The sequence below is a fragment of the Catenulispora acidiphila DSM 44928 genome (genome assembly GCF_000024025.1).
GTDB classification, from domain to species: Bacteria; Actinomycetota; Actinomycetes; order Streptomycetales; family Catenulisporaceae; genus Catenulispora; species Catenulispora acidiphila.
The window spans coordinates 5,439,693-5,463,857 of sequence record NC_013131.1; the positions used below are offsets into that span (position 1 = coordinate 5,439,693).

At 69.8% G+C, this 24,165-nt stretch carries 20 protein-coding genes and 2 riboswitches; of the genes, 9 read left to right on the top strand and 11 right to left on the bottom strand.

Annotated elements, in window-relative coordinates; all coding sequences use genetic code 11:
* Positions 1–846 (bottom strand): phosphotransferase enzyme family protein, encoded by an 846-nt coding sequence (locus tag CACI_RS23635; RefSeq protein WP_015793367.1) that lies wholly within the window; start codon positions 844–846, stop codon positions 1–3.
* A 19-nt stretch (positions 847–865) separates the two neighbouring features.
* Positions 866–1,417 carry a hypothetical protein gene (locus tag CACI_RS50180; protein WP_015793368.1) on the bottom strand — a complete coding sequence of 184 codons (552 nt, stop codon included), beginning with the start codon at positions 1,415–1,417 and terminating at the stop codon, positions 866–868.
* Between the two features lie 261 nt (positions 1,418–1,678).
* Here CACI_RS50180 and CACI_RS23650 point away from each other — a divergent pair, with 261 nt between their 5' ends.
* Positions 1,679–2,962: an MFS transporter gene (locus CACI_RS23650; RefSeq protein WP_015793369.1), complete on the top strand. Its 1,284-nt coding sequence runs from the start codon at positions 1,679–1,681 to the stop codon at positions 2,960–2,962.
* An 83-nt stretch (positions 2,963–3,045) separates the two neighbouring features.
* On the opposite strand, the gene gcvP is transcribed toward CACI_RS23650, so the two are convergent.
* On the bottom strand, positions 3,046–6,135 hold the full coding sequence (gcvP, locus tag CACI_RS23655; RefSeq protein WP_015793370.1) for an aminomethyl-transferring glycine dehydrogenase: 3,090 nt from the start codon (positions 6,133–6,135) through the stop codon (positions 3,046–3,048).
* Positions 6,136–6,201: 66 nt separating this feature from the next.
* Positions 6,202–6,324, bottom strand: a riboswitch (glycine riboswitch).
* Positions 6,325–6,410, bottom strand: a riboswitch (glycine riboswitch).
* A 92-nt stretch (positions 6,411–6,502) separates the two neighbouring features.
* Between gcvP and CACI_RS23660 the strand changes: the two genes are divergently transcribed.
* The 6 genes from CACI_RS23660 (at position 6,503) to CACI_RS23685 (ending at position 13,231) form a co-directional block, all read left to right on the top strand.
* Positions 6,503–7,303: a GNAT family N-acetyltransferase gene (locus tag CACI_RS23660; protein ID WP_015793371.1), complete on the top strand. Its 801-nt coding sequence runs from the start codon at positions 6,503–6,505 to the stop codon at positions 7,301–7,303.
* A gap of 172 nt (positions 7,304–7,475) precedes the next feature.
* Positions 7,476–9,311, top strand: a complete 1,836-nt coding sequence (locus CACI_RS23665; RefSeq protein ID WP_041542289.1) for an SCO2524 family protein — start codon at positions 7,476–7,478, stop codon at positions 9,309–9,311.
* A 1-nt stretch (position 9,312) separates the two neighbouring features.
* Complete coding sequence (locus tag CACI_RS23670; RefSeq protein ID WP_015793373.1) at positions 9,313–10,233, top strand: SCO2523 family variant P-loop protein; 921 nt, start codon at positions 9,313–9,315, stop codon at positions 10,231–10,233.
* On the top strand, positions 10,230–11,267 hold the full coding sequence (locus CACI_RS23675; RefSeq protein ID WP_015793374.1) for an SCO2522 family protein: 1,038 nt from the start codon (positions 10,230–10,232) through the stop codon (positions 11,265–11,267). The genes CACI_RS23670 and CACI_RS23675 overlap by 4 nt, the downstream gene beginning before the upstream one ends.
* A complete protein-coding gene (locus tag CACI_RS23680) occupies positions 11,248–12,237 on the top strand; it encodes an SCO2521 family protein (protein ID WP_041540432.1) in 990 nt (329 codons plus the stop codon). Before CACI_RS23675 ends, CACI_RS23680 begins: the two co-directional genes overlap by 20 nt.
* Positions 12,238–12,388: 151 nt before the next feature.
* Positions 12,389–13,231, top strand: a complete 843-nt coding sequence (locus tag CACI_RS23685; RefSeq protein ID WP_143765365.1) for a hypothetical protein — start codon at positions 12,389–12,391, stop codon at positions 13,229–13,231.
* Here CACI_RS23685 and CACI_RS48160 read toward each other — a convergent pair.
* The 7 genes from CACI_RS48160 to CACI_RS23710 all read right to left on the bottom strand — a co-directional run bounded on the left by CACI_RS48160 (position 13,130) and on the right by CACI_RS23710 (position 20,154).
* A complete protein-coding gene (locus CACI_RS48160; RefSeq protein ID WP_015793377.1) occupies positions 13,130–13,687 on the bottom strand; it encodes a GNAT family N-acetyltransferase in 558 nt (185 codons plus the stop codon). The genes CACI_RS23685 and CACI_RS48160 overlap by 102 nt on opposite strands.
* Before the next feature lie 45 nt (positions 13,688–13,732).
* Positions 13,733–14,704: an SCO2521 family protein gene (locus CACI_RS23690; protein WP_015793378.1), complete on the bottom strand. Its 972-nt coding sequence runs from the start codon at positions 14,702–14,704 to the stop codon at positions 13,733–13,735.
* Positions 14,704–15,717, bottom strand: coding sequence for an SCO2522 family protein (locus CACI_RS23695; protein WP_015793379.1), 1,014 nt, complete (start codon positions 15,715–15,717; stop codon positions 14,704–14,706). Before CACI_RS23695 ends, CACI_RS23690 begins: the two co-directional genes overlap by 1 nt.
* Positions 15,717–16,643, bottom strand: coding sequence for an SCO2523 family variant P-loop protein (locus tag CACI_RS23700; protein WP_015793380.1), 927 nt, complete (start codon positions 16,641–16,643; stop codon positions 15,717–15,719). Before CACI_RS23700 ends, CACI_RS23695 begins: the two co-directional genes overlap by 1 nt.
* Complete coding sequence (locus CACI_RS23705) at positions 16,644–18,497, bottom strand: SCO2524 family protein (protein ID WP_015793381.1); 1,854 nt, start codon at positions 18,495–18,497, stop codon at positions 16,644–16,646.
* 224 nt (positions 18,498–18,721) lie between these two features.
* On the bottom strand, positions 18,722–18,895 hold the full coding sequence (locus CACI_RS51425) for a hypothetical protein (RefSeq protein ID WP_015793382.1): 174 nt from the start codon (positions 18,893–18,895) through the stop codon (positions 18,722–18,724).
* Between the two features lie 209 nt (positions 18,896–19,104).
* Entirely contained in the window at positions 19,105–20,154 is a 1,050-nt protein-coding gene (locus CACI_RS23710) for an LLM class F420-dependent oxidoreductase (protein WP_015793383.1), read from the bottom strand.
* Between the two features lie 156 nt (positions 20,155–20,310).
* Here CACI_RS23710 and CACI_RS23715 point away from each other — a divergent pair, with 156 nt between their 5' ends.
* A complete protein-coding gene (locus CACI_RS23715; RefSeq protein ID WP_015793384.1) occupies positions 20,311–21,321 on the top strand; it encodes an aldo/keto reductase in 1,011 nt (336 codons plus the stop codon).
* A gap of 26 nt (positions 21,322–21,347) precedes the next feature.
* Positions 21,348–23,219 carry a helix-hairpin-helix domain-containing protein gene (locus tag CACI_RS23720; protein ID WP_041540433.1) on the top strand — a complete coding sequence of 624 codons (1,872 nt, stop codon included), beginning with the start codon at positions 21,348–21,350 and terminating at the stop codon, positions 23,217–23,219.
* Between the two features lie 103 nt (positions 23,220–23,322).
* Here CACI_RS23720 and CACI_RS23725 read toward each other — a convergent pair whose 3' ends face one another.
* Entirely contained in the window at positions 23,323–24,165 is an 843-nt protein-coding gene (locus CACI_RS23725) for an SGNH/GDSL hydrolase family protein (protein WP_015793386.1), read from the bottom strand.

Here is a 24,165-nt window from a genome sequence, read left to right on the forward strand (position 1 = left end):
TCACGATGAGTTCCCTGAGGAATCCCGCCCCGCCAGCGCCGCGTCGAACGCAGCGCGATGCCGCTCGACATAGGCGATGTTCCGCAGGTAGTAGCCGTCGTGCCCCTCGGCGACATGCCGGCCGAACCCCGGATGCCCCGCAGCCGCTTGGCGCCGCATAAATCCGATCAGATGCCTGAGCCGCGCCACCACCATGCCGACCACCGCAGCCCGGTCCCGCGCGCCGAGACCGTAGGCGTCAGCGAAGAGCGCCAGGCGCCGCGCTTGCTCACCGACAACCGCTTCCGCCTCCGCATCCTCGTCGACGAGCTGCACGAAGCGGTAAGCCGCATAGGCGACGTCCCAGACACGAGGCGCGGGATGCGCGGTGTCGAAGTCGATCAGGGCCACCGGACGACCGTCACGGAAGACAGTGTTGTACGGCGCCACATCCCCGTGGCAGATCACTTCGGCCGGCTCCCGAGGCTCGAAGTACCACGAGGCACCGGCCGGCGGCACGAAGTCAGTGCTCGCATCATGCAGGCCACGCAGCAGGAGAGCCATGTCGGCAAGCGCTTCGTCGGAGACGACGACCTCGGACCCCGGCACATCACCGACCACGAAATCGACCACCTCCCGACCCTCGGCATCGAAGCCATGAGCACGCGGCGCAGCGGTGAAGCCCTTCGACGCCAGGTGCGCCAGCAGGGCGTGCACAGTCGGAGTCCACTCCCCCGCTGGCCGGTGGACCCGGTCGCCGATTCTCAGGACCGTGTTGACGCCGCCAGCCATCACCTCGCCAGCCGTTTGCTCGCCAGACGCTTCCTCGCGAAGCATCTCTTCGCCGGCCACCGAGTCCGAACTCATGCCGTCCCTCCCAATTCCGTCAGGATGCCGCGCGCCGTCGGATGGATCCACCGCAGCCATTCGACGACCTTTCCGACTGTGCGCCTCGCCAAATCATCGCGAAGGAGCAGGAGCTTGATCGCCGCGGCGAGCCGGACCAGCGGCAGGTCGTGAGTGGCCAGGATGAGGTCGAGTTCGGTGCCAGATGAGAAGGTCTCTCCCTCCGCCACGTCACCGCGGGCAGCTCATGACCCGGCACGGAAGTCAGCGGAGCTTCGGCCTCACCACAGTCGCGGATCACCATCACCCGCGACGCCTCGCCGCGATCGTCCACGCGTACCGTGATCCGGTGATCGCCCCAGGTGCCGACGTTCCTCCGCACCGTGTTGATCTTGTCGAACTCCGAGACGGTCAGGATCCCGTCGGGCAGATTCACGATCCCGACATGGCTGTCCGACCACGACGCCGCCCGCTCGCGGTCGCCCAGTATCGCGAACAGCTCGTCGTCGTTCAGTGGATCACCGGTGGACCCCACGAACAACAGACCTCTGTTGAGGTAAAGCTCTAAGCTCGCGTCCTTGGACACCGACATTCCCGTTCCACCGACTCGCGCGTGTGCGAGCCCAGATCCTAGATCTTGGTGCCCGGGTCTGACGAGTTCGCTATGGGCCCGTTATCTGTCCCCGGAAACCAGTTCTCATCCCCGCCGGGCCTCCGCTACGATCACCCCCATGTTCGTCACCTCACGTGCGTAAGGACCCACGGTGACCGCCGCGGCCATGGGCCGTGTCGCGGTCCTTCGGTGTCCCCGCAAGTGATCCCACGGTGAGGAACTACTCCCTTGTCTTCGTATATGGCGGTACTCCGCCTGCCCTCTGCCGCGCGCACGTTCGCCACGGCTCTCATCGGGCGCCTGTCCTACGGCACGGTCTTCCTGTCCTTGACTCTCGCCCTCGCCACCGGTCACGGCTCGGTCAGCCGCGCCGGGGAGGTGGTCGCGGTGTTCGCGGTGGCCCTGGCGGGTCTGGCGCCGTTGCGTGCTCGGCTGATCGACCGCCACGGCATCCGCCGCGTCCTGCTTCCCCTGGCTCTGTCCTACGCGACGGCGCTGGTCGGCCTGGCTGCGGCCACCTGGCGCCCGGCAACCCCGCTCTGGCTTCTGGAGTTGCTGGCGGTCGCCGCCGGGTCCGCCGCTCCCCCGCTCGGTCCGACCATGCGCACGCTGTGGCGGACGATGTGTGGCGAGGATCAGGCGCTGATGCAGCGCGCGTTCAGCCTGGACACCGTCGCCGAGGAGGTCATCGGCATCAGCGGTCCGCTGCTCGTCGGCCTGCTGATCCTGGTCGCGAACCCGGCGACCGGCGTGCTGCTCAGCGCGGTCCTGGTCGCGGTCGGGACCGTCGCGATGATGACGTCGCCGGTCATCGGCACCGTTTCGGCGCGGGCCGCGGCTCAGGCCTCGGCCGGGAGCACCGAAGGCGGGAACGGCGAGCGCCGAAAGGGCTCGGGCCGCACTATGTCCCGCAGCCTGTCCCGCATTCTCGACATCCTCGACCCGGTGTCCGCCGCCGCCGGCGTGGGCATCGGCCTCGGCGCGCAGAGCCTGGCGATCGTGGCGTTCGCGGTGCGGCATCATCAGCCCTCGGCGATCGCCTGGGCCGACGCCGGGATGTCCGCCGGCAGCATCCTCGGCGGTCTGGCCTACGGCGCGATCAGCTGGCGGATCTCCAGCCGCGCGCGGCTGCCGCTGCTGACCGCCGCGCTCGGGCTCAGCGTCGCGGTCGCGGCTCTCGCCCCGAACGTCTGGGTCCTGACCGCGATCACCACGGCCTCCGGCGTGTTCGTCTCGCCGCTGATGGCGTGCGCGTACCTCGTCGCCGACGAACTCGCCGACGAGCGCTCGCGCACCAGCGCCGGCATGTGGGTCAACAACGCCTTCAACGCCGGCTCCTCCGGCGGCTACGCGGCGATGGGCCCGGCGATCGCCCGCATGCCGCTGAGCTGGTGCTTCGTGGTCGCCGCCGCGCCGGTTGTGGTGGGTGCCGGTGTCGCGCAGGCTTGGCGTTCGCGAACCGGCAGCCGCCAGGCACAGCCGCTTAGCGACGCTACAGCCGAGACCGAAGCGCTGTCTGTCTAAGCGGAACACATATAGAAGGGGCGTCCCGCAGACCACGAACTCGGTCTGCGGGACGCCCCTTCCTTCAAGCGTCAGCCGCGCTCTCAGTCCTCGAACGCCTCCGGCGCCGGGCACGAACACACCAGGTTCCGGTCCCCGTAAGCACCGTCGATGCGCCGGACCGGCGGCCAGTACTTGTCCGCCGGGTTCACGCCGGCCGGGAACACCGCCTCGGCGCGCTCGTAGCCGTGCTTCCAGTCGCCGACCAGCGTGGCGGCGGTGTGCGGCGCCTGGCGCAGCGGGTTGTCCTCGCGGTCCAGGTCGCCGGCGGCGACACGGTCGATCTCGCCCTTGATCGCGAGCATCGCGTCGCAGAACCGGTCGAGTTCGACCAGGTCCTCGCTCTCGGTGGGCTCGATCATCAGCGTGCCGGCCACGGGGAAGGACATCGTCGGGGCGTGGAAGCCGTAGTCGATCAGGCGCTTGGCCACGTCGTCGACGGTGACGCCGGTCTCCTTGGTGACCGGCCGCAGGTCGATGATGCACTCGTGCGCGACCAGGCCGTTCGGGCCGGTGTAGAGCACCGGGTAGTGCTCGGACAGCCGCTTGGCCACGTAGTTCGCGGCGAGGATCGCGTGCTGCGTCGCGCTGCGCAGGCCCTCGGCGCCCATCAGGCGGATGTACGCCCACGGGATCGGCAGGATGCCCGCGGAGCCCCACGGCGCGGCCGAGACCGGGCCGACGCCGCCACCCTCAGGACGGGGACCGGCGACCGGGTGCAGCGGATGGTTCGGCAGGTACGGCGCCAGGTGCGCGCGCACCGCGACCGGACCGACGCCCGGGCCGCCGCCGCCGTGCGGGATGCAGAAGGTCTTGTGCAGGTTCAGGTGTGAGACGTCGCCGCCGAAGCTGCCGGGCTTGGCCAGGCCGACCATGGCGTTCAGGTTCGCGCCGTCCACGTACACCTGGCCGCCCGCGGCGTGCACGAGCTCGCAGATCTCGGTGACCTCCTCCTCGAACACGCCGTGCGTCGAGGGGTAGGTGATCATCAGGACGCTGAGCGCGTCGGCGTGCTTGTCGATCTTCGCCTTCAGGTCCGCGACGTCGACCGAGCCGTCCTCGCGGGCGGCGACGACGACCACGCGCATGCCGGCCATCACGGCGCTGGCGGCGTTGGTGCCGTGCGCCGAGGACGGGATCAGGCAGACGTCGCGCTGCCCCTGGCCGTGGTCGCGGTGGTAGGCGCGGACCGCCAGCAGCCCGGCCAGCTCGCCCTGCGAGCCGGCGTTCGGCTGCAGCGACACCCGCGCGTAGCCGGTCAGCTCGGCCAGCCAGCCCTCCAGCTGCCCGATCAGCGACAGGTAGCCCGAGGCCTGGTCCAGCGGGGCGAAGGGGTGGATCGCGCCGAACTCGGGCCAGGTGATCGGCTCCATCTCGGTGGTCGCGTTCAGCTTCATCGTGCACGAGCCGAGCGGGATCATCGACCGGTCCAGGGCGATGTCGCGGTCGGCGAGCTTGCGCAGGTAGCGCAGCATCGCGGTCTCGGAGTGGTGCGCGTGGAAGACCGGGTGGGCCAGGTACTCGGTGGCGCGCAGGTGCTCCCCGAGCGCGTCCTCGGTGGCGGCGTCGAGGGCGTGGACGCTGGAGGCCGCTCCCTCTGTCTGGCCGGTCACGCCGAAGGCCGACCACACCGCCCGCAGGTCGGCCCAGTCGGTGGTCTCGTCGCAGGACACGCCGACGGTGTCCTCGTCGACCAGCCGCAGGTTCACGCCGGAGGCCAGCGCGGCGCGCCAGATCTCGGCGGCGCGGCCCGGGACCCGCACGGTCAGCGTGTCGAAGAACGCGGTCGGCACGATCTCGAACCCGGCCTCGCGCAGCCCGGCGGCCAGCACCGCGGTGTGGCGGTGGGTGCGGCGGGCGATCGAGGCCAGGCCCTCGGGACCGTGGTAGACCGCGTACATGCCGGCGATCACGGCCAGCAGCACCTGCGCGGTACAGATGTTGGACGTCGCCTTCTCGCGGCGGATGTGCTGCTCGCGGGTCTGGAGCGCCAGGCGCAGTGCCTGATCGCCGTCGGCGTCGACCGACACGCCGACCAGGCGGCCGGGCAGCGAGCGGGACAGGTTCTCGCGGACCGCCATGTAGCCGGCGTGCGGGCCGCCGAAGCCCAGCGGCACGCCGAAACGCTGCGTGGAGCCGACCGCGATGTCGGCGCCGGCCTCGCCGGGCGAGGCGAGCAGGGTCAGGGACAGGATGTCGGCGGCCACCGCGACCAGCGCGCCGCGCTCGTGCGCCGCGCTCACGATCGCCTTGAGGTCGCGGACCTGGCCGGAGGCGCCGGGGTACTGGACCAGCACGCCGTAGAACTCACCCTCGGGCAGCACCGTGCCGCCGGCGCCGTCGGACGACGCGGACAGGTCGGCGAGCGCCAGCTCGATGCCCAGCGGCTCGGCCCGGGTCTGGAGCACGGCCAGGGTCTGCGGGAAGACGTCGGCGTCGACCAGGAAGCGGGGCGACTTGGACTTGGAGGAGCGCCGAGCCAGGGTCATGGCCTCGGCGGCGGCGGTGCCCTCGTCCAGCAGGGAGGCGTTGGCCACCGGCAGCCCGGCCAGGTCGGCGACCACGGTCTGGAAGTTGAGCAGCGCCTCCAGCCGGCCCTGAGAGATCTCCGGCTGGTAGGGGGTGTAGGCGGTGTACCAGGCCGGGTTCTCCATGACGTTGCGCAGGATCACCGGCGGGGTGAAGGTGCCGTGGTAGCCCAGCCCGATCATGGGGCGGAAGACCCGGTTGCGGCCGGCGATGTCGCGCAGCTCGGTCAGCACCTCGGCCTCCGAGCGCGCCGGCGGCAGGTTCAGCCGCTCGGTGAGGCGGATGGAGCCGGGGACGGCGGCCTCGGTCAGCGCGTCGAGGGAGTCATAGCCGAGCAGGGAGAGCATGCTCGCGGCGGCGTCGGAGTCCGGGCCGATGTGCCGGTCGGCGAACGGGGAGCTCTGCTCCAGCTCGACCAGTGTGGGGCGCGGGGCGCCGGAGGTGGCGGAAGTCGAGGAAGTGGCTGAGGGGGCGGAAGTCCCGGGGAGCACGGCCGTGACCTGCGCGTCGTGGCTGGTCGAGGGCTGGGCGGGCACCGTACCGCCGGACCCGCCGGCGGAGTCGTCACCGGCCATGCCGTGCAGATCCGTGAGCACTGCGGTCACTGTTGTGGCCTCTCAGGCGGACGCTCTTAGACGTCGGGTGGTGGATTCGCGCCTCCCGCGGATCCGTCCTCCCCCTCTGTCATGGAACCTGAGAGTTTCACCGCGGGCGGGCAGGCGCACCTGTCCGACCCGGCGGCTTACACCGTCGGTGAGGGCTGCACTCCAGCTCAGCCCTGCTTTCCAGAGTTGCCTGCTCGAACGGTCCGTTTGCCTGAGAGTTTCCGGGGAGGGTTGCTCCTTCGGCGCCTGTGAGAGGTCTCTCCCGTTCGAGGTAGTCGGCACCTACGACGGTATCAGCGACACCAGCACCAGTTCTAATCCCGTTAACCGTTTGCCGTACCGCCGCGGCCGATGATGGGCTGACCCCGTGACCTCCCCCACCACCGACAAAGCCCTCCTCGCCCTGTTCGACCACCGCATGCGAGCCACCGCCGACCCCGACGAACCCGCAGCCCGCGTCGAACACATCGACGGCATCGTCCGCCAAATAGGCGCACACCCCACGGACTGGCACGGCATCGTCTACGCAGACATCGACGCCACCACCGCCGACGCCGCGATCCAGGCCCAAATCGCCCACTTCCGCACCCTCGGCGCCGACTTCGAGTGGAAGCACTACAGCCACGACGAACCCGCGGACCTCCCCGCACGCCTCCAAGCCGCCGGCTTCGAAGCAGACGAACCGGAAACCCTCTTCGTGGCAGAGATCACACAGCTATCAGGCGCAGGCCTCACCGAAACCCTCCCCGAAGGCATCACCCTCCGCCCCGTCACCACCGAAGCCGACGCCGACCTGGTAGCCGAAGCCGCGAACGCCGCCTTCGGCAGCGGAGGCGACCGAGCCCGAGCCCGCGTCCTAGCCCGCCTGGCAGCCGACCCCGAAACAGTCTGGACCTGGCTCGCCATGGCAGGCGACCGCCCAGTCAGCGCAGCCCGCATGCTGATCCACCCCGGCACCGCCTTCGCCAGCCTCTGGGGCGGCGGTACCGCACCCGAGTGGCGCGGCCGCGGCATCTACCGCGCACTAGTGGCCCGCCGGATGCAGGTCGCAGCGGAGCTGGGGTGCGAATACTTGCAGGTGGACGCCACGGATATGAGCCGGCCGATTCTGGAGCGGCTGGGGTTTCGGGCTTTGAGTGTGACGACGCCTTATGAGTATCGGTTCTGATCAGAGGCTGCTTCGAAGTGATCAGCGTCTACCGGGACCAATCCGTTGTCCGCGAGGCTAGGCCAGGTCGACATTCGCCACCCCGCCCCATGTATCAGACCCCTGTAACCGGGTAGGGCAGTGGCGGGCAGGATGCGGCATGCGCATCCGGGGGTGGGTCAGGGGGCTAGCGTTGAGGACGAATCCACGGCAGCACATCCTGGATACCTGGCGGGCGTTCGCGCGCGAGACGTTCAGCAGCGGGGAGTGGGCTTGGGGCGGTCGCTACCCGTCGAACAGCATTAGCGACGCCGAGCAGATCCTCGTGCTCCTCTACCCCGCGACCGAGGTGCCCGGCTTCCGGCTGGACCGCCCGGACGCCATCGAGGACGACGTGCTCGCGGTGCTCAAGCCCATGGGCAGCGGGCTGGACATCCCGATGCGGATGCTGGAAGCCCTGGAGGACTATCTGGCTCGCTATGCCGACGAGGAGGGCCGCCCGACCTTCGGCGGCGGCTCCTACCTGCTGACGGAGGAGCCCGGCGCCGAGGTGAAGCCGGAGCAGGCGGAGTATGACATCACCGAGTCGTATTCGATCTCCGTCACCCTGTGTCTGTCGGCGAAGGGCTTCCTGCGCGAGTTCCAGCGCACGGTCGAGCGGCGGGAGCTGCAGAGCCGGATCGACGTGGCGGTCACGGCCCTGGACCTGCGCCTGACCGCGGCCATGGTCGGACTGCTGCGCTCCTTCGTCGTCAACGTCCTGAGTCCGGACACGCCGGCCGAAGCCGTGCTGCTGCGCACCGTCAGCCAGGGCAGGGCCGTGGGACGGACCCTGACTCAGGACCTGCGCGGCCAATTGCAGCCGGTCCGCGACAAGCTGCCGGAGCTGACCTTCGGTCTCCCGCCGGAGAACGAGCAGATACTGCGCGACGATCCGGAGCGCTTCTTCGAATGCGGCTGGACCTGGGGGGTGGCGCAGGACGCCGCCGACATCGACCTGCCCGCGGCCGAGGACGTGCGGCAGCCGCAGGGCGTCGCCGAGTCCCGTCCAGTGCTGCACTTCACGGTCAACGCGCTCGACGGCCTGGCCGACCTCTTCTCCATCCGCACCTCCCGGCAAGGCCTGCTGACACCGGAACAGCAGCCCTTGCGTGAGGCGCTGAACCTGCGCTGGGGTCTAGCGTTGCAGTACTGGTCCACGATCGCGACCTTCGGCTCCGCCCGCTGGCCGATCGAGGACGTGCCGTGGCAGTCCACCGACGGCCAGAGCTCGCCCTACTTCTCCGAACTGGTCGTCTCGATCGTCGCCTTGGCCCAGCAGGGCGGCGGCGCCGACGGCACCATCGGGCGCAGCGTGGCGGTTCTCGAAGAACTCGGACAGCGCGGGCTGGTGAGCCGCCGCGCGACCGACGACGACCGCGGCGTGCTGCTGCACGATCCGGGCGTCCTGATGGCCTTGCGGGGATCGGAGGAGGAGGGCCCGCCACTGGCCCGGTCCTACAACGGCTACGCCGCCACCCTGGCCAAGACCGCGCTGCGGGTGGCGAGCGTCAGCACCAGTCGACGCAACCGGGCGCGCCTGATAGAGGTCGCGGACACGGCGGTGGACCATCTGCTCGCCCGGCGGCAGCAGCCTGACGGGCTGTGGGACCACCCGGACAACATCTTCCATCGGTCCGACCCGGCACCCTCCACACCCGCCTGGGACATGACCCACAACGTCGTCGAGGTCTTCGTCGCAGCGTCCTCCCTGGTCAGCGCCCCGCCGCTGGCCGACCAGGGCCAGGTCGACCAGGCCAACGCCAAGATCGCCGAAGCCCGCCACATCCTGGACCAGGAGCGGCTGACCGCGCCCACGGCCGGCGGCTCCCTGCTGCAGAAGCTGCTCCGGGAGGCCGAACAGTCGCTGAACCGCGCCGACTCGCTGGCCTCGAAGCGACCGGCGACCGCTGCGGCGCTCGCCGACAAGGTGCTCAGAGATCTGGACGAACTGGCCTTCGCCCGCCAAGCCGCGAGCAGGAGCGCATGACGTGCTGATATTCGCCACCTCCGACAAGGGAGGCACGGGGCGCTCGGTGACCAGCTGCAACATGGCCTACCGGCGGGCACTGCAAGGCGAGGCGGTCGCCTATCTCGATTTCGACTTCGGATCGCCGACCGCGGGCGCGATCTTCGACGTTCCCAAGGCCGAGCGCGGCGTGGACGCCTCCGGCCTGCACTCCTACTTCACCAAGCACACCGAGGCCCAACAGCTCGACACGGCCCTGCACTCCGACAGCGACACGCTGCGCGACCTGCCCCGCATCTCCGGCGCCAGCCGCTTGGTCCTGCTGCCGGGAGACAGAGACGGCGGAGAGTTCTCGATCAGCGCGGACATGCCCGCCCGGTGCGCGCAGCTGTTCCTCAAGCTGGACCGCGAGTTCGACTTATGCATCGTCGATCTGTCGGCCGGCCGCTCCTACGCCGTCGACCTGGTCCTGGAAGCCACCGCCCGGCCCGAGCTGGCCGCGCTGACCAGCCGCTGGCTGGTCTTCCACTGCTGGACCAAGCAGCACATCCTGGCCGCGCACGGCCTGGTGTTCGGCGAGAAGGGGCTGCTCAAGGCTGGCGAGCGCCGCGGCCACGACCCCCAGAGGCTGAACAACTCCGTGCGCTACGTGCGCACCGCGGTAGTGGACCTGGGAGTTGATCAGGAGTCAGTGACCCGGCCGGCCCAGGGCGCGTGGCTGCGCGCCTATGACCAGAAGCTGAGAGAGCAGGCTGACAAGCTCCGGATGGGCCGGGCCCGCCTGGCCGGGCAGATCCCCTACGACCCGATGCTCCAATGGAGCGAGCAAGTGATCGACGACTCCGACGTAAGCGGGTTGAAGATCGCCAACCAGGCCACCGTACAGGCCTTCGAGGACCTCGCCGCGAGACTGTCGGACGAGAGATTCTGGGAAGGGCTGTGACGGCCGTGGACGTGAGCTACGACGAAGTGACCCAGACCGCGAAGGTGGACGCGGTGCCGCTGGGCCACCTCTCCGTCGAGACCGGGCACCTGTACCTGGACGACTTCGCCGAGGGGGACCGCAAGATCGCCCGACAGCTCGAGCAGGCCGCGCCCTGGCTGGAGGCGGCGGGCAAGCGGATCCGCAAACGGTTCGGACGCAATGCCCGGATCAGCACCTGCTTCCTGGTCGACGACTACACCCCGACTCGTTCAAGTCTGGACCAGCCCACGCCTTCGGAGGTGGTGGACATCGTCACAGCCGCCGCCGACCAGGCCGGATTCAAGATCGACTACCTGGCCAGGGAGGCCGGCTGCGCGGTCGCCTGCGAGCGCCCTTATTCAGGGCCGCGCGACCAGAGCGCGCTGGCGGACATCGTCGCCGGGCTGATCGTCGAGGAAGCCGCGGTCGGCGCCAACGGCTCCCGGCCGCCGACGGTGCAGACCGGGTGGCTGTCCAACGGCGAGCGCTCGCCGGCCGTCGCCGTGGCGATGGACGCGCCGGACTGGGAGCCGCCGGAGGAGTTCGGAAGGTACCGGCATTCGGTGTTCGTCGACGTCGAACTGTGGAACCTCGACAGGTCCCTTTCAGACTCCGAGCGGCAGTACTCATCCGCGCTGCTGTCCTCGGTGTGGCATCTCCTGCGGCTGGGCCTGCTGCGCGATGCTGGAAAGGCCGTCGCCAAGCCATACCGATTCGGTCCTGGCGAGGCCTTCCCCGACCTGTGGTCGCAGCTGCCGAGCATCACGCAGCTGACCCAGGACGCCGCGCCCTTCGCCGCCTATCAGGTCTTTTCCATACTCCCGCCGTACTTCCGCGCGGCCGAACACGCCGCCGAGATCATCATCGACCACCTGCGGTTTGACGGAGCAGTTCTGAAGCAGACCGCCGACCGCGCCCGGGACGAGACGAACCCGGTCACACTGCCCGACAATCCGGTGGGCCGAATCAGCCATCTGTTCTTCGATGACGTCCATGTCACGCACAACGACTGACTACGGCGCGCGTCTGGCCCAGCCCGAGGACGCCACGCGACCGTTCCTGGCCTTGGGCGAGATCCGCACCTGCCTGATCCAGAACCGGGGAACGTTGTCCCAGCCGACGAGCGTGGCCCTGATGCAGCTGACCCCCGGCTCCCCGGTGAGCAAGGTGGACCGGCCGGTGCGGCGCGTGGTTTCTCCGGAGCAGGTCACCGGCGTCGACTGCCGACTCCAGATCGCCCGCGAGGGCCGCGGCCGGGCGATCGGCACGGTGCTGAGCCACGCCGTGGTCACCAACGGCCGGATCCTGCAGGGCACCGCGCATGCCGCGCTCACCAAGGCGACCTCCGACGAGCGCCGCGAGTGGCAGCATTACCTACGGCGCCGGGGCGCGCTGGAAGTACTCGGCTCGCCGAAGCCACAAAACGTCATCGACGGCTACCTGACCGACCTCTCCCCGGCTCGCGGCCTTGACCTGACCTCGATCAGCGACCGCATCATCGACACGGTGCAGCAGAGCAACCTGTTGAACCACAGCACGGCGCTGCGCGCCAGCACCGCAGTGGTCCGCTGGGCCGCCACACTGGCGCCGGACGCCAAGCCGACCGTGGGGATACTCAAAAGCGACCTGTCGAACTTCCACGTCATCCGGCTGAGCGGGACGCCGGAAGACCTGCCGATGCTGATCCGGTTCTGTCAGGAGTTCGCGCTGCACGAGTGGCTGCTCACCACCGTGCAGGACGTCATCATCCCCCGCGCCGAGACGGACATCGCCCGGGACCGGGACCCCCTGGACGCCCTGCTGTTCGCGCTCAACGAGTTGGTGCCGCTATGGATGCCGCCCACCTACTTGAGCCCGGGAATGAAGGCGTTGTGGGACGCCCTCGAGAGCCGGACGCACTTCTCACTCCTGTTCGGGCGTCAGGTCTCGCGGATACGGGACCTGCGAGACCAGGTGAGAATCAGGCCACTGCGGAGGTCCTGAGACTCGCGCCGCACCGCACCGGTAATATCACGAACGTTCATATCAATTGTCACTACAGCGTGTTCACCATTGCTTTGCTGCGACACAATCGCAGGAGCAGCAGGTCACAGGGGGAATCGATGGACAGGCCGCGCCGGGCGGAAAAGCTGTGGTGATCGCCGGACCCGCCGGGGAGGACGCGGCGCCGCTCGAGACGTTCAAAGACAGCCTGGTCTCCGCGGCGAACGCCATCGCCGAGGAACTGGCGCGCGCTGGGCGCCAGGGTCGGCTGGCCGAGGTCGAGAAAGGCATCCTCGAGCGGTACGTCAAGCGGTCCAAGCTGGCACGGCAGCGGTTCATCAAGGCCGGTGGATCGGCGTCGGTGATGCTGGCCCTGGAGGAGTTCCACCAGGCGGACGTCGAGTTCGAACAAGTGCTGGCTCCCGAGGTCGCCGCGTTGCTGGCGGCATATGTGGAGGCCAACGGTCAGAAGTGGCTCAGCGAGAGCGACGCGACCATCATCGGCGGCTCTCTGGAGACGACCGGTGCCGCCCTGCTGGCCGCCGGGCTGCCGCTGTTCGCCGAGAACGCGTTCCGGCAGGCCGGGACGCTCTACCGGAGGTTCAACGACTCCTCGGGTGAAGACCGCTGCAAGTACCTGGCGGCAGCGGCACACCGGGTCTCGCTCCCCCGCTGGAGCGGCAAGCGGCTGTTGGCGGACCTGCAGGCGGTGCTGTTCGGGTACGGATACCGGCCGCTGCGGCTGCTGGTGTGGATCCTGGTCCTGGTCGCCGGCTTCACGGTCTGGCTGCTCGCCCTGCCCCGCACCGGGGGCGCGAACGAGTCCGAGGCCTTCTATGTCGCCGTGCAGAATTTCGTGAACCCGATGGGCCTGGGCGACGTCAGGCTGCTGTCAGGCCCGTGGAAACCGGTCCTGGAAATCGAGACTTATACCGGCGATGTCTTCCGGAACCTGTTCTTCGTGCTGCTCATCCGCCGGCTCTTCCGGCTGTGACGCCGCGAGCACAGTGGGCAGCAGCAGAGTGAGGATCTTGCGCGGCATGCCGTCCCCGATGTCACCCTCCTTGATCTGGCCGGTGTCCTGGAATCCGGCCTGGATGTACAAGGCGTAGGCCGCCAGATTGCCCGGCTCGACGGTGAGCTTGATGGTGTCCATGTCACGGCTGCGCAGCTCCACGATGGACTCGTCGAGCAGCGCGCGCCCGATGTGCTCGCCGCGCCGCTCGGAGTGGACCCCGAGCGCCAGGATCCAGCCCACGCGCGGGTCGTCCATGGCCCGCGTGGTCAGCGCGTAGCCCCAGACCCCCTCGAGGTCCTCGGCGACCAGCCATGCCTCGCCCGAGGTGCCGTAGAGTTGAAGAAGCGCGGAATGGGAGAAACCCAGGTGGCCGAACAGCTGGCTTTCGAGTTCTGCGATACGGTACAGATCTCCCGGGCGCGCCGTTCTCACTGACAGAGGCTCCCCCACCCCGTCCCCTGACTATCGATCTAACCCTTACGCGAACTCCTTGTGCAGAGTCCCGTCGATCGCTTTTAGTGTCAACAGCGACACTTCATCCCTTACCCGCGTCAAAGTGGACTGCCACCCCCGACTCAGTTGCGCGTCACGCTCCAACGCCTTCCAGATCCACTGGGTCGGCTCTGACAGGTAGGCCGTCGGATTCCACATGTGGCCCAGGTAGCTCAGCGCCGGACCCAGCTCGTCGATGGGCCGGGGCGCGCGTCCGGACCGGTCGAAGGCGTTCTTCAGCGCCGCCAGCAGCCAGTGGTGCAGCGCCAGCGTCTCGCAGAACTCGACGATGCTCGGGAGCAGGGCGGTCGGCGCGGTCATGCGCACCCGGAACCCGCCGTCTTCGCCGGCGACGACCTCTGCCTGCATCTCGGCGTCGTCGCGAACCAGCACCGCCCAGCGCAGCCGGCCGGCCTCGGTGCGCATCCGGGCACGGCGGTCCACCTGCGGCACCGCGTCCAGCCGGGACATGATGTGCGCCCCTATCCCGGCGAGGTCCAGCAGACCGGCGCCGGACTCAGTGGTGAGGAACCCGGCTACAAGGTCGGCCGGGTCGGCCTTGTTCACCGCCTCGACAGTTCCGGTGCGCGCGGCGTAGTACGACCACGGCATGCGGCGCGTGGAAGCGTCCAGGACCACGTCCACGCGCGCGGAGCCCTGCAGCACATGACCGGCGGTGAGCAGGGCGCGGGCCCGGACCGTGCCGACGACGCGCGGCTGGGTGCGGCTGGTGGCCAGGGCGCAGTCCACCCCGTAGAACAGGTCGGGGGACACCACCTGGTCCTCCGGGTAGCGACGCGTGGCGGCGCCGACGCCGGGCAGCAGCTTGAGCGCCTGCCGGGCCGCGTCGAGCGGCAGCGGCCCGGAGGTGTTCAGCAGGTTGGTGACGACCACTCCCAGGACCACGGCCGGCGAGTGCCTGGCGGGGGGGTCCAGGGGCGCGCCGGAGCGCGCCATCAGTCGACGCCGTCGAGGAAGTGGTGGCTCACCCGGTCGGCCACGGCGCTCGGCAGCGGCACGCTCTTCTCCGCCGCCCGCACCTGGAGCGACTCGTCCACACCGGGATCGACCAGGAAGTGGTCGACGATGGTGCGCACGGCGTGCTCGATGCCGAGGAAGTCGCTCGGCATGATACTCAGCGCACGATAGGCGTAGAAGGGCTTGGCCGCCGGATTGACCTTCACGATGTCCGGGAACACGGTCCAGTCGTTGGACCACTCCGCCGGCTGGTCGGCGACCGCGAGGGCCGGCGCGCCGTCGTGGCGCAGCAGCCCCAGCCGAATCAACTGCCAGACCGCCGCCAGAAAGGGACAGGAGTACTGCCTCCTCGCCAGCACGACATCATCGTCGGCGCCGGGCTCGGCGAAGTCCCGCCACAGCTCGACGTCGAGGAAGATCGAGTGGTTCAGCTTGCTGAACTCGACCGCGGGCTCCCAGGCGTGGCCGCGCATGGCGGACAGGACCTTGCCCTCGCGCGCCGGCTTGCCGTTGGCCAGCCAGCCGGAGCGCACCGTCGGCGGACGGGAACCGGTGGTGATCTCCGGCTCCGGCTCCTGCAACAGGCGCCGCGCGACGAGCTCGGCGATCCGGGTCCCGTCGGCCCGGACCGCACAGGAGGACTCGCGGGCGAAATAGTCGATCCGCACCCCGGCGTCGGCCGACAGACGCAGCAGTTTCTCGATTATGTCCTTGGCATCCGGCCAGCGCTGGAAATAGTCGTCGATCAGGAAGCAGGTACTCACTCGCGGCTTCTCAGTCCCGCAGACCACTGAGGCCTCGGCGGCGGCCAGCCACGGCCGGACCCGCTCGAACTGCGCCCTGATCGGGTCCTCGCCGTTCTCCAGGTCCTCCATGTAGAAGTGGCCGACTTCCACCGACAGGTGCGACAGCGGCAGGTTCTGTACCGTGGTGCCCTGACTGAGCTCCTGGAAGACCGGTGTCAGGGGCGCGCTTTGCGCTGTCGCAGTCATCAGAAACCCTCCCAGGCGTGGTCGTCGACGACCCTGATGGCCAACTTGTCGAAAGCCTGGGTGGTCGCGGGCTTGGCCAGCCTGCGGTTGACGTCCAGGTCCATGATCACCTGCTCGCGCCACAGCAGCATCGGCTCCAGCGGCGTGGTCCCGGCCAGCAGGTCCTGCCCCAGTCCCCGGCCCTGTGCCAGGGCCTTGAGGTGGTCGTCGCTGCGGACCACCCAGCGGGTCTGCTCCGCGGTGGTCTTCTCCCCGAACGCCGAGGCGTCCGGGACGGCGGTGCGGACCGTGCGCACCAGCCGCATGAAGTCCGCCTGGGCGAAACCTGCCTCCACGGCGCACGGCAGGATGCCGTTCTGCTCGAACAGCAGACCGCCGGCGGCGATCACGTGCTGCGTGGTCCAGCGGTGGAACAGCAGCCAGCGGACGCGGTCGTTGCCCTCCCTGGTCTTCTTGCGCACCCGGGGGGAGATGGCGTTCAGCGACATGTCCAGCGCCGAGGACCGGCCCGCGCTCAGGTCCACGATGCAGACGTCGAACTCGCGCTCGACGGTCTGGAACAGGCTGATGGCCGCCTTGATGTGGTCGTCGCTCAGGTGGAACTCCGCGCCTCCGACGTCCCCGGGGAACAGGGTCAGCTTGCCGGAGCCGGAGGGCCGCTCCTGCAGCGCCGGGCGCTCGGTGACCTTCCGGACGTCGACCCGGGTCGGCACGGTGGTCTGGCCCAGGATGAAGGAGTGCAGGCCGCCGTCCTGGGTGCCGCGCTCCAGCTTCGGGATCTCGAAGATCGCCCCGGCGGTCGGCGACCCGAAGTCGAAGTCCAGGTAGGCCACGTCCCGACCCAGCAGCGACAGCCGGTAGGCCATGTTGCAACTGGTCACCGACCGTCCTGTGCCGCCCTTGTCGGAGGAGGAGAAGATCAGCATCTAGCGGCTCCGCCCGGCGTCCAGATCGGCTTCCTCGAGAGCGTCCAGCAGGCGAAGCGCGCGCTCGGACAGCGCGATCGCGGTACTGGTACGACGGTTGCGCAGTTCACGGGCCCGTTTGATGAGCTGCCCGATCTCCTCCAGGCGCTCGCGCAGCGTGGAGCGGTCGTCCACGTTGGAGCGCATCAGTTCCTGGTTGTAGACGTGGTCGGCCTCGTTGAGCAGGCGCAGCAGATGGTCGTACATCCGGGAGCTGCGCGGCGGTTCCTGCTCGAAAGCCGTCGCGGTGGCGACCAACGCCTCGACCACGCGCTCGGTGAGGTACCAGGAGGGCCGCTCGAAGGCGTACGTCTCCAGGCCCGGCAGGTGGCTGAGGTCGTCCCAGAGCTCGACGGACTCCCCGTCGCGGGTCAGGCGGCGATCGTCCAGGTGGTCCATGGCGGCCTCGGCGACCGCCATCAGCGCCTCGCGCGCCTCGACGTTGTCGGTCAGCTGCGCCGCCTGCAGGGACCGCTTGATGATCAGGGGCGAGTAGTCGGCGGTGTACAGCGCCAGGTGCGAGCCCACCGCCTCCTCGCTGCCGACCAGTCCCTGGCGGACGCCGGGATAGTGCAGCGTCGCGGCCGGGTCGTCCTCGGTCATCCGGCTGGTGATGCGGCCGCGGCGGGCCAGTTCCTGGATGATGCCGACGGCCTTGATCAGGTCGGCGTCGTTGGCGGTCCTGTTGATCAGGTCCTGGATCAGCACCGAGACGACCAGCAGGGAGTAGTAGTCGGACTCCTCGCCGTCGCTGGTGCGCCAGGGGATGTCCGCCAGCGGCCACTGCTCGTCGTCGAAGCGCGCGACCGCGGACCAGTACCGCTGGGTGAGGTCCCAGCGCAGACCGAGGGCTTCGGACAGCGCGCGCTGCTCGGTGGTGAGGATGTTCAGGGCCCTGATGCGGCGGGAGGTGAGGTCGACGATGCCGTCCAGGGCGGACACCGTGAAATACAGCCAGGGGCGGGCCATGGCGTATCCGGGCCTGGAGGACATGTCGTAGTCCGCCGCGTACTCGACGATCTTCCGCGCGTCCTTGGCGATGCCCCAGGTCCAGCCGCACTCGAAGAGCTGGTCCTCGTCGGGCTTGCTCTCGTCGGCCACGCCGAGGCGCACGTCGGTCTTGAGCTGGTTGCGCAGCCGGTCGAACCGGGTCTTCAGACCCTGCTGCAGCTCGGCGTCGGTGGTGTCGCCCTGGCGGAGCATCCCCAGGATCGCCCGGCCCTGGTCGGAGTCCGAGCCGACAGAGTTCACCACGAAGCTGCGCAGCAGGCCGACCATGGCCGCGGTGAGACGGCGGGACGCCTTCTCGTTCAGGTCGACGAGTTTCTCGCGCTGCTTGGGCTGCGCTTCCCGCTCCAGGCGGTCGTTCGCGAAGACCATCAGGGTCAGGCACAGCGTGATCGACATCGAGTAGCCGTCGACGACCTCGAGCTGCAGCAGGATCGCGTCCTCCGGCAGCGGGGTCTCCGGGGACATCGCCCGCAGATAGCTGCCGGCGGCGAAGTTCGGCTCGCCCCGGCCGTCGGTGTGCTTCTCGAAGTACTCCAGCGCCACGTCCACCAGCACCCGCGGGATCCTGGTGGCCTCCCCGAGCGGTCTGAGCGCGCGGAGCACGTCCTGCTGCGTCTTGTCCGGGTCGTGGACCGCGAAGGTCTCGATCTGGGTGATCGGATACAGCAGGCAGAGCAGCTGCTCGGCGTCGGAGATCGCGTTGGACTCGACCCGGCCGCCCCAGGACCACTTCTGGCCGCTGTAGCACTCGGCCAGCATGGAACGCCAGATGTCCAGAATCTGTTTGCGAGGCTGGATTCTCACTATTAAGCCGCCTATTGATGTCGAACCCGGGGACGAGTCGAAGAGGAGCCGACGGCAGAGTTTATCAGTGTTCTTAACCTCAGTATTAACCAGGGTTGCCACGCTCTTGAAGCGCCCTGTCCGTCACGCGACTGCCCAAGTCACAGCATAACGTGACGGAGCCGATGCCGACAGTATCAGTGTGCACCGAATGGCCGCCGGATTTCGGCGGCGGATCAGGGTGCTCACAGCGGACCCGCCGGGCCGGTGGCCGTCATCCGGTCCGCGCTGACCAGCAGCTCGAAGAGCTCTGCTCGGGAAATACCCTCGAAGCAGCCCTCGATGATCACTGAAGCCTGCGGCATGCGTCCGAAGCCGGCATCCGGCGGCCTGAACGCCGACGCCGGCTCCGCCGCCATCCAGCCCAGCGTCCAACACAGGCGTAAGCGGTAGGGCTCTTCGCATTTCGCTATATCGATGATGACAGATTCGGCGCCTGGGGATCCCAGGTTTCGGCAAGTCGGCAATATAAGAGAAACCCCGGTAGCTCGTCGATGACGATCCGCTACCGGGGCGGCTTACTCAACGGCGTCCGCAGCGCCCTGCGAACGCCGCGAGCCGAGCGCGGTTACCCGATCCCCGCCATCTCAGCAGCCTCCACCGCGGCCCGGACGATTCCGATCCGCGTCTCCAGGTCGCCGAATGCGGCGCCGACGCTCAGTGTCGTGACGCCGGAGTCCTTGTACGCGGCCATGCGCTCGGCGATGCGCTCCTTCGGGCCGATGAGGCTTGTGCGGTCGATGAACTCGAAGGGGACGGCTGCTGCGGCGCCGGCGTAGTCCTTGGCGAGGTACTTCTGCTGGACTTCGTCGGCTTGCTTCTCGTAGCCCATGCGGCAGGCGAGTTGGTTGTAGAAGTTCTGGTCCTTGCTGCCCATGCCGCCGATGTAGAGGGCTGCGTACCAGCGGACGAGGTCGGCGCAGAGGTGGACGTCGTCGCCTACGACGGTGGGGACGGTCGGGGCGATGTCGAAGCCGTCGAGGCTGTTCTTGCCGGCCTTGGCTCGGCCGGTCTTGATGTGCTCCAGGTGCTCGGAGGCGTGTTCGGGGCTGAAGAAGACGGGGAGCCAGCCGTCGCCGATCTCGCCGGTGAGTTCGAGGTTCTTCGGGCCGATGGCGGCCAGGTAGACGGGGATGTGCTCGCGGACGGGGTGGACGGTCAGCTTGACGGGCTTGCCGGGGCCGCCGGGCAGGGGGAGGGTGTAGTGCTTGCCGTCGTAGGTGAGGCGTTCGCGGGTCAGGGCCTTGCGGACGATGGCGACGTATTCGCGGGTGCGGCCGAGGGGGGAGGCGAAGGGGACGCCGTGCCAGCCTTCGGAGACCTGGGGACCGGAGACGCCGAGGCCCAGGCGGAAGCGGCCGTTGGACAGGGTGTCCAGGGTGGCGGCGGTCATGGCGGTCATCGCCGGGGTGCGGGCCGGGATCTGGAAGACGGCTGAGCCCACGTCCATGTGCTCGGTGTGGGCGGCGATCCAGGTCAGGACGGTCGCGGCGTCACTGCCGTAGGCTTCGGCGGCCCAGCAGACCGCGTAGCCGAGGCGGTCGGCCTCCTTGGCCACCTGGAGGCTCTCGGCGTCGTTGCCCGCGCCCCAGTAGCCCATGTTCACGCCGAGCCTCATCGCCCACTCCTGTCCGCCGGCCACCCGCCGGTGCATGGAACCGCCGCGCCGCTCGGTCGCGGCGCCGTCGTGAGCCAATATTACTCGTCAGTAGGAAGCGGCGCGATGGTGACGCCGCCCACGCGGTGTCCCCGGCAACCGATAGCGTCACCTGTCATGGAGCAGCGACACCTGGGGCGGACGGGCCTGCGCGTGTCCCGGCTGGGGCTGGGCACGATGACCTGGGGGCGGGACACCGACGAACATGAGGCCGCCGACCAGCTCAAGACCTTCCTGGACGCCGGCGGCACGCTGATCGACACCGCCGACGTGTACGGCGACGGCGACGCGGAGTACATCATCGGCCGGATGGTCGAGGGCATCCGCTCCGACGTGGTCATCGCCACCAAGGCGGTGAGCGTCCCGTTCGGCCCGCGCCGCTTCGACGCCTCCCGCCGCCACCTGCTCAACGCCCTGGACGGCTCGCTCAAGCGCCTGGGCACCGACTACATCGACCTGTGGCAGCTGCACGCCTACGACGCCGCGACCCCGCTGGAGGAGACGCTGGCCGCGCTGGACACCGCGGTGTCCAGCGGCAAGGCACGCTATGTCGGGGTCTGCAACTACACCGGCTGGCAGCTGGCCCGCGCCGCGACCTGGCAGTCCGCGGACTTCAGCCGGGCGCCGATCGCCTCGGCGCAGATGGAGTATTCGCTGCTCCAGCGCGGCGTGGAGCGCGAGGTGCAGCCGGCCGCCGTCGATCTGGGCATAGGTCTGCTCCCCTGGTCCCCGCTGGGCCGCGGGGTGCTGACCGGCAAGTACCGCTCCGGGGTGCCCGCGGACTCCCGGGCCGCCTCGCCGGTGTTCGCGCCGTTCGTCGATCAGTACCTGGACGGCCCGAGCGACGGCATCGTCGACGCGGTGATGATCGCCTCCGACGGCCTCGGCGTGGCGCCGCTGGAGGTGGCCCTGGCCTGGGTCCGCGACCGGGCCGGCGTCACCGCCCCGATCGTCGGCGCCCGCACGGTGGCGCAGCTGCGCGGCTGTCTGAGCGCCGAGCAGCTGACCCTGCCGCGCGAGATCCGCGAGGCCCTGGACGACGTCTCCGAGCCCGACATCGGGTACCCGGAGCACACCTGGCAGCCGGCCCGCCCGCGGCTGGTGAACCAGCACTCGCACAATCAGTGAACAGGATGGATGGAAAGACAGTGACCATGACCGAACCGGACGCACCGTCCCTGGACCAGCTCCTGGCCTCCGCCGGGGCACCGGGCGACCTGGCCCCGCGGGTGGCCGCGACGCTCGGCGAGCAGGCCGCGGCCCGGCTGGCCGCCGACCCGTGGCTGATCCTGGCGGTGCCCGGGGTGCGCCCCGAGGCCGCCGACGGCTTCGCGCGCAGCGTGCTCGGCGGCACCGCCGGCCCGCAGGACCCCCGGCGCGCGCGGGCGGTCCTGGGCTGGCTGCTGGACCGCGCCGCCCTGGACGGCCACACCGCGCAGCCGGCCGACGTGCTGTGCTCGGCCCTGGGCAGCCTCGGCTTCGGCGACCCGGCCGGCGCGCTGCAGGCGGCCCTGGAGGAGGGCGACATGCTCGCCTTCTCCAACGCCGCCGAAGAAGAGGACGAGGACGGCGACGGCTCCGGTCCCGCCGAGGAGTCTGGGTCCGCCGGCACCTCCGGTCTGATGATCAGCCGGGAGCGCTACGCCTTCGCCGAGGAGGGCGTCGGCGAGGCGGTGCAGCGGCTGCTGGCCACCCCCGAACCCCTCGGCGAGGACTGGGAGCGCCTGGACACCTCCGGCGACCGGATCCACGGCGAGCTGCGGGACTCCGTCGGGGCGTACGGGCTGACCCTGGTCGCGACCGCGCCGGGCATCGCGAAGACGGCGCAGATCGCCGGGTTCGCCGAGGCCGCGGCGGCGGCCGGAGTGCCGGTGGCGATAGTCGGTGGGAACGCCGCGAGTGTGCGGACGCTGAACCGGGAGCTCGGCGGGACCGAGCTGACGGTGCTGTCGGTACAGGAGTACCTGGCATCGCTCGGACGGGGCGAGACGGCGGATGCAGACGCGGACGCTGAGAAGGTTCCGGGCCAGCGCGATGCTGACGGCTCCGCAGCTGATGGCGCAGTGCCCGGCGGCTCGGCCGCAGCCGACTCCGAGGCCTCAGGTGCATCCGCGACCGCGAGCGCTGACGCCGACAGCCAGGCCGCTGATTCCGCGGCAGACCAGGACTACGCCCAGGACCAGGACACCTCAGCCGACTCCCCCGAGACCGCGAGCTCTGACACCGCCGAGCCCGACCCGGCCGGCGAGGCAGAACCCGAACCCCCCGCCCCCAAGTTCGCCGATCCCCAGCCCGGTCTGGTCGTCGTGTCCGCGGCGCACCAGATCGACGCCGAGGCGCTGGCCGCGCTGCTCGACGCGGTTCCCGAAGGCATGCGCGTGCTGCTGGCCGGCGACCCCGCCGAGCCGGGTCCGGCAGGTCCGGGCCAGCCGTTCCGGGACCTGGTCGAGACCCGCTCGGACTCGCTGATGGCCTACACCGCCGACGGCCGGGTGCCGCGGGTGCGCGCCGCCGACTCCGAGCCGCATCCGCTGACCGACCTGCGGTTCGCGCTGCGGGAGGGCGAGCTGCCGCCGCCGGAGGCGGACCCGGAGAAGCGGCTGGTCATCGTGCCGGTGCGGGACGCCGGGGAGGCGGTGGCGCGCGCCGTGCAGCTGGCCGCCGACTCCATCCCGCGCACCTTCGGGCTGAGCCCGGAGGACATCCAGGTGGTGACCATCCGGGCCGGCGGCGAGGCCGGCGCCGAGACCGTCACCCGGGCGCTGCGCGAGCGGCTGGGGACCGAGCAGGTCAGGGCGCTGACGGCGCGCGAGGCGCTGGGCGGCACCTGGCCGGCGGCGGTGGTGGTGCTGGACGGGCCTTCCTCCGGCAGTCTGACCCGGGCGCTGGTCTACGGCCTGTGCGGGCTGGCCGAGCGGCACCTGTCGATCGTGCACGGCGCGGGCTCGGCGCTGCCGCAGGCCGTTGCCAACGTGCCGGACCGGCCGCGGCACACCCGGCTGCCGGCCGTCCTCAGGGAGCTGTGAAGCTCGCCGCGACACTAGACACATAAGCACATAAGCATGAAAGAACCGCGCCGATCCCCACAAGGGTCGGCGCGGTCCGCGTTCCAGTGCTTTCCCGCGCGCCTCAGCCGGTGATGGAGTCCATCGCCGGCAGGTAGCCGCCGGACTGGCCGTCGGCGGTCGGGTGGTAGGACTCGGTGACGTCGGTGATGTTCACCGAGTGCAGCCACTCGTTGAAGAAGTCGCACAGCTCGTGCCCGGAGAACTTGCTGCGCACGTCGGCGTAGGAGTCGCCGGCGTTCTTGGCCGCGGTCTGGATGATGCCGTCCAGCGTGTCGGCGGCGTTGTTCAGCGCGGTCCGGTCCGTGGTGGACAGGCCCGGGCAGATCCAGGAGTTGCCCAGGTCGTAGAACTCGGGGTAGCCCATCACGACGACCCGCGCGCTGGGCGCGGCGCTGCGGATCGCGGAGAAGGTGGTCCCCAGCTTGCCCGGGAGCACCGACTTGGCCTGCGCGACCGAGGCGTTGATCGCGCTCAGGCAGGTGCTGTCGGAGTCCAGGACGCAGGTCTGCATCACCGAGGAGAAGCCGACGTCGTTGCCGCCGATGGTGATGCTCACCAGGTTGGTGGACGAGCTCAGCGCCGAGATCTGGCTGTTCAGCACGTCGGTGGTGGTGGCGCCGGAGCAGGCCACCGAGGTGTAGCTCGCCGGGCTGTGCGCGTTGGCCCACAGCTGGGAGTACGCCAGGGTGCTGCGCAGGCAGTTGCCGGAGGAGGAGATGTAGGAGCCGGAGCCGACGCCGGAGGAGTAGGAGTCACCGAGCGCGACGTAGTGCACGCTGCTCGCGGCCGAGGCGTCGGTCGCCATCACGGTGGTGAAAGCGGTCGTCACCGCGGCCAGGACGAGCAGCGCCCGCTTGATCGCGGGACGTCGCGTCCGCGTCCGCTTGTGGGGACGAGGGAGCAC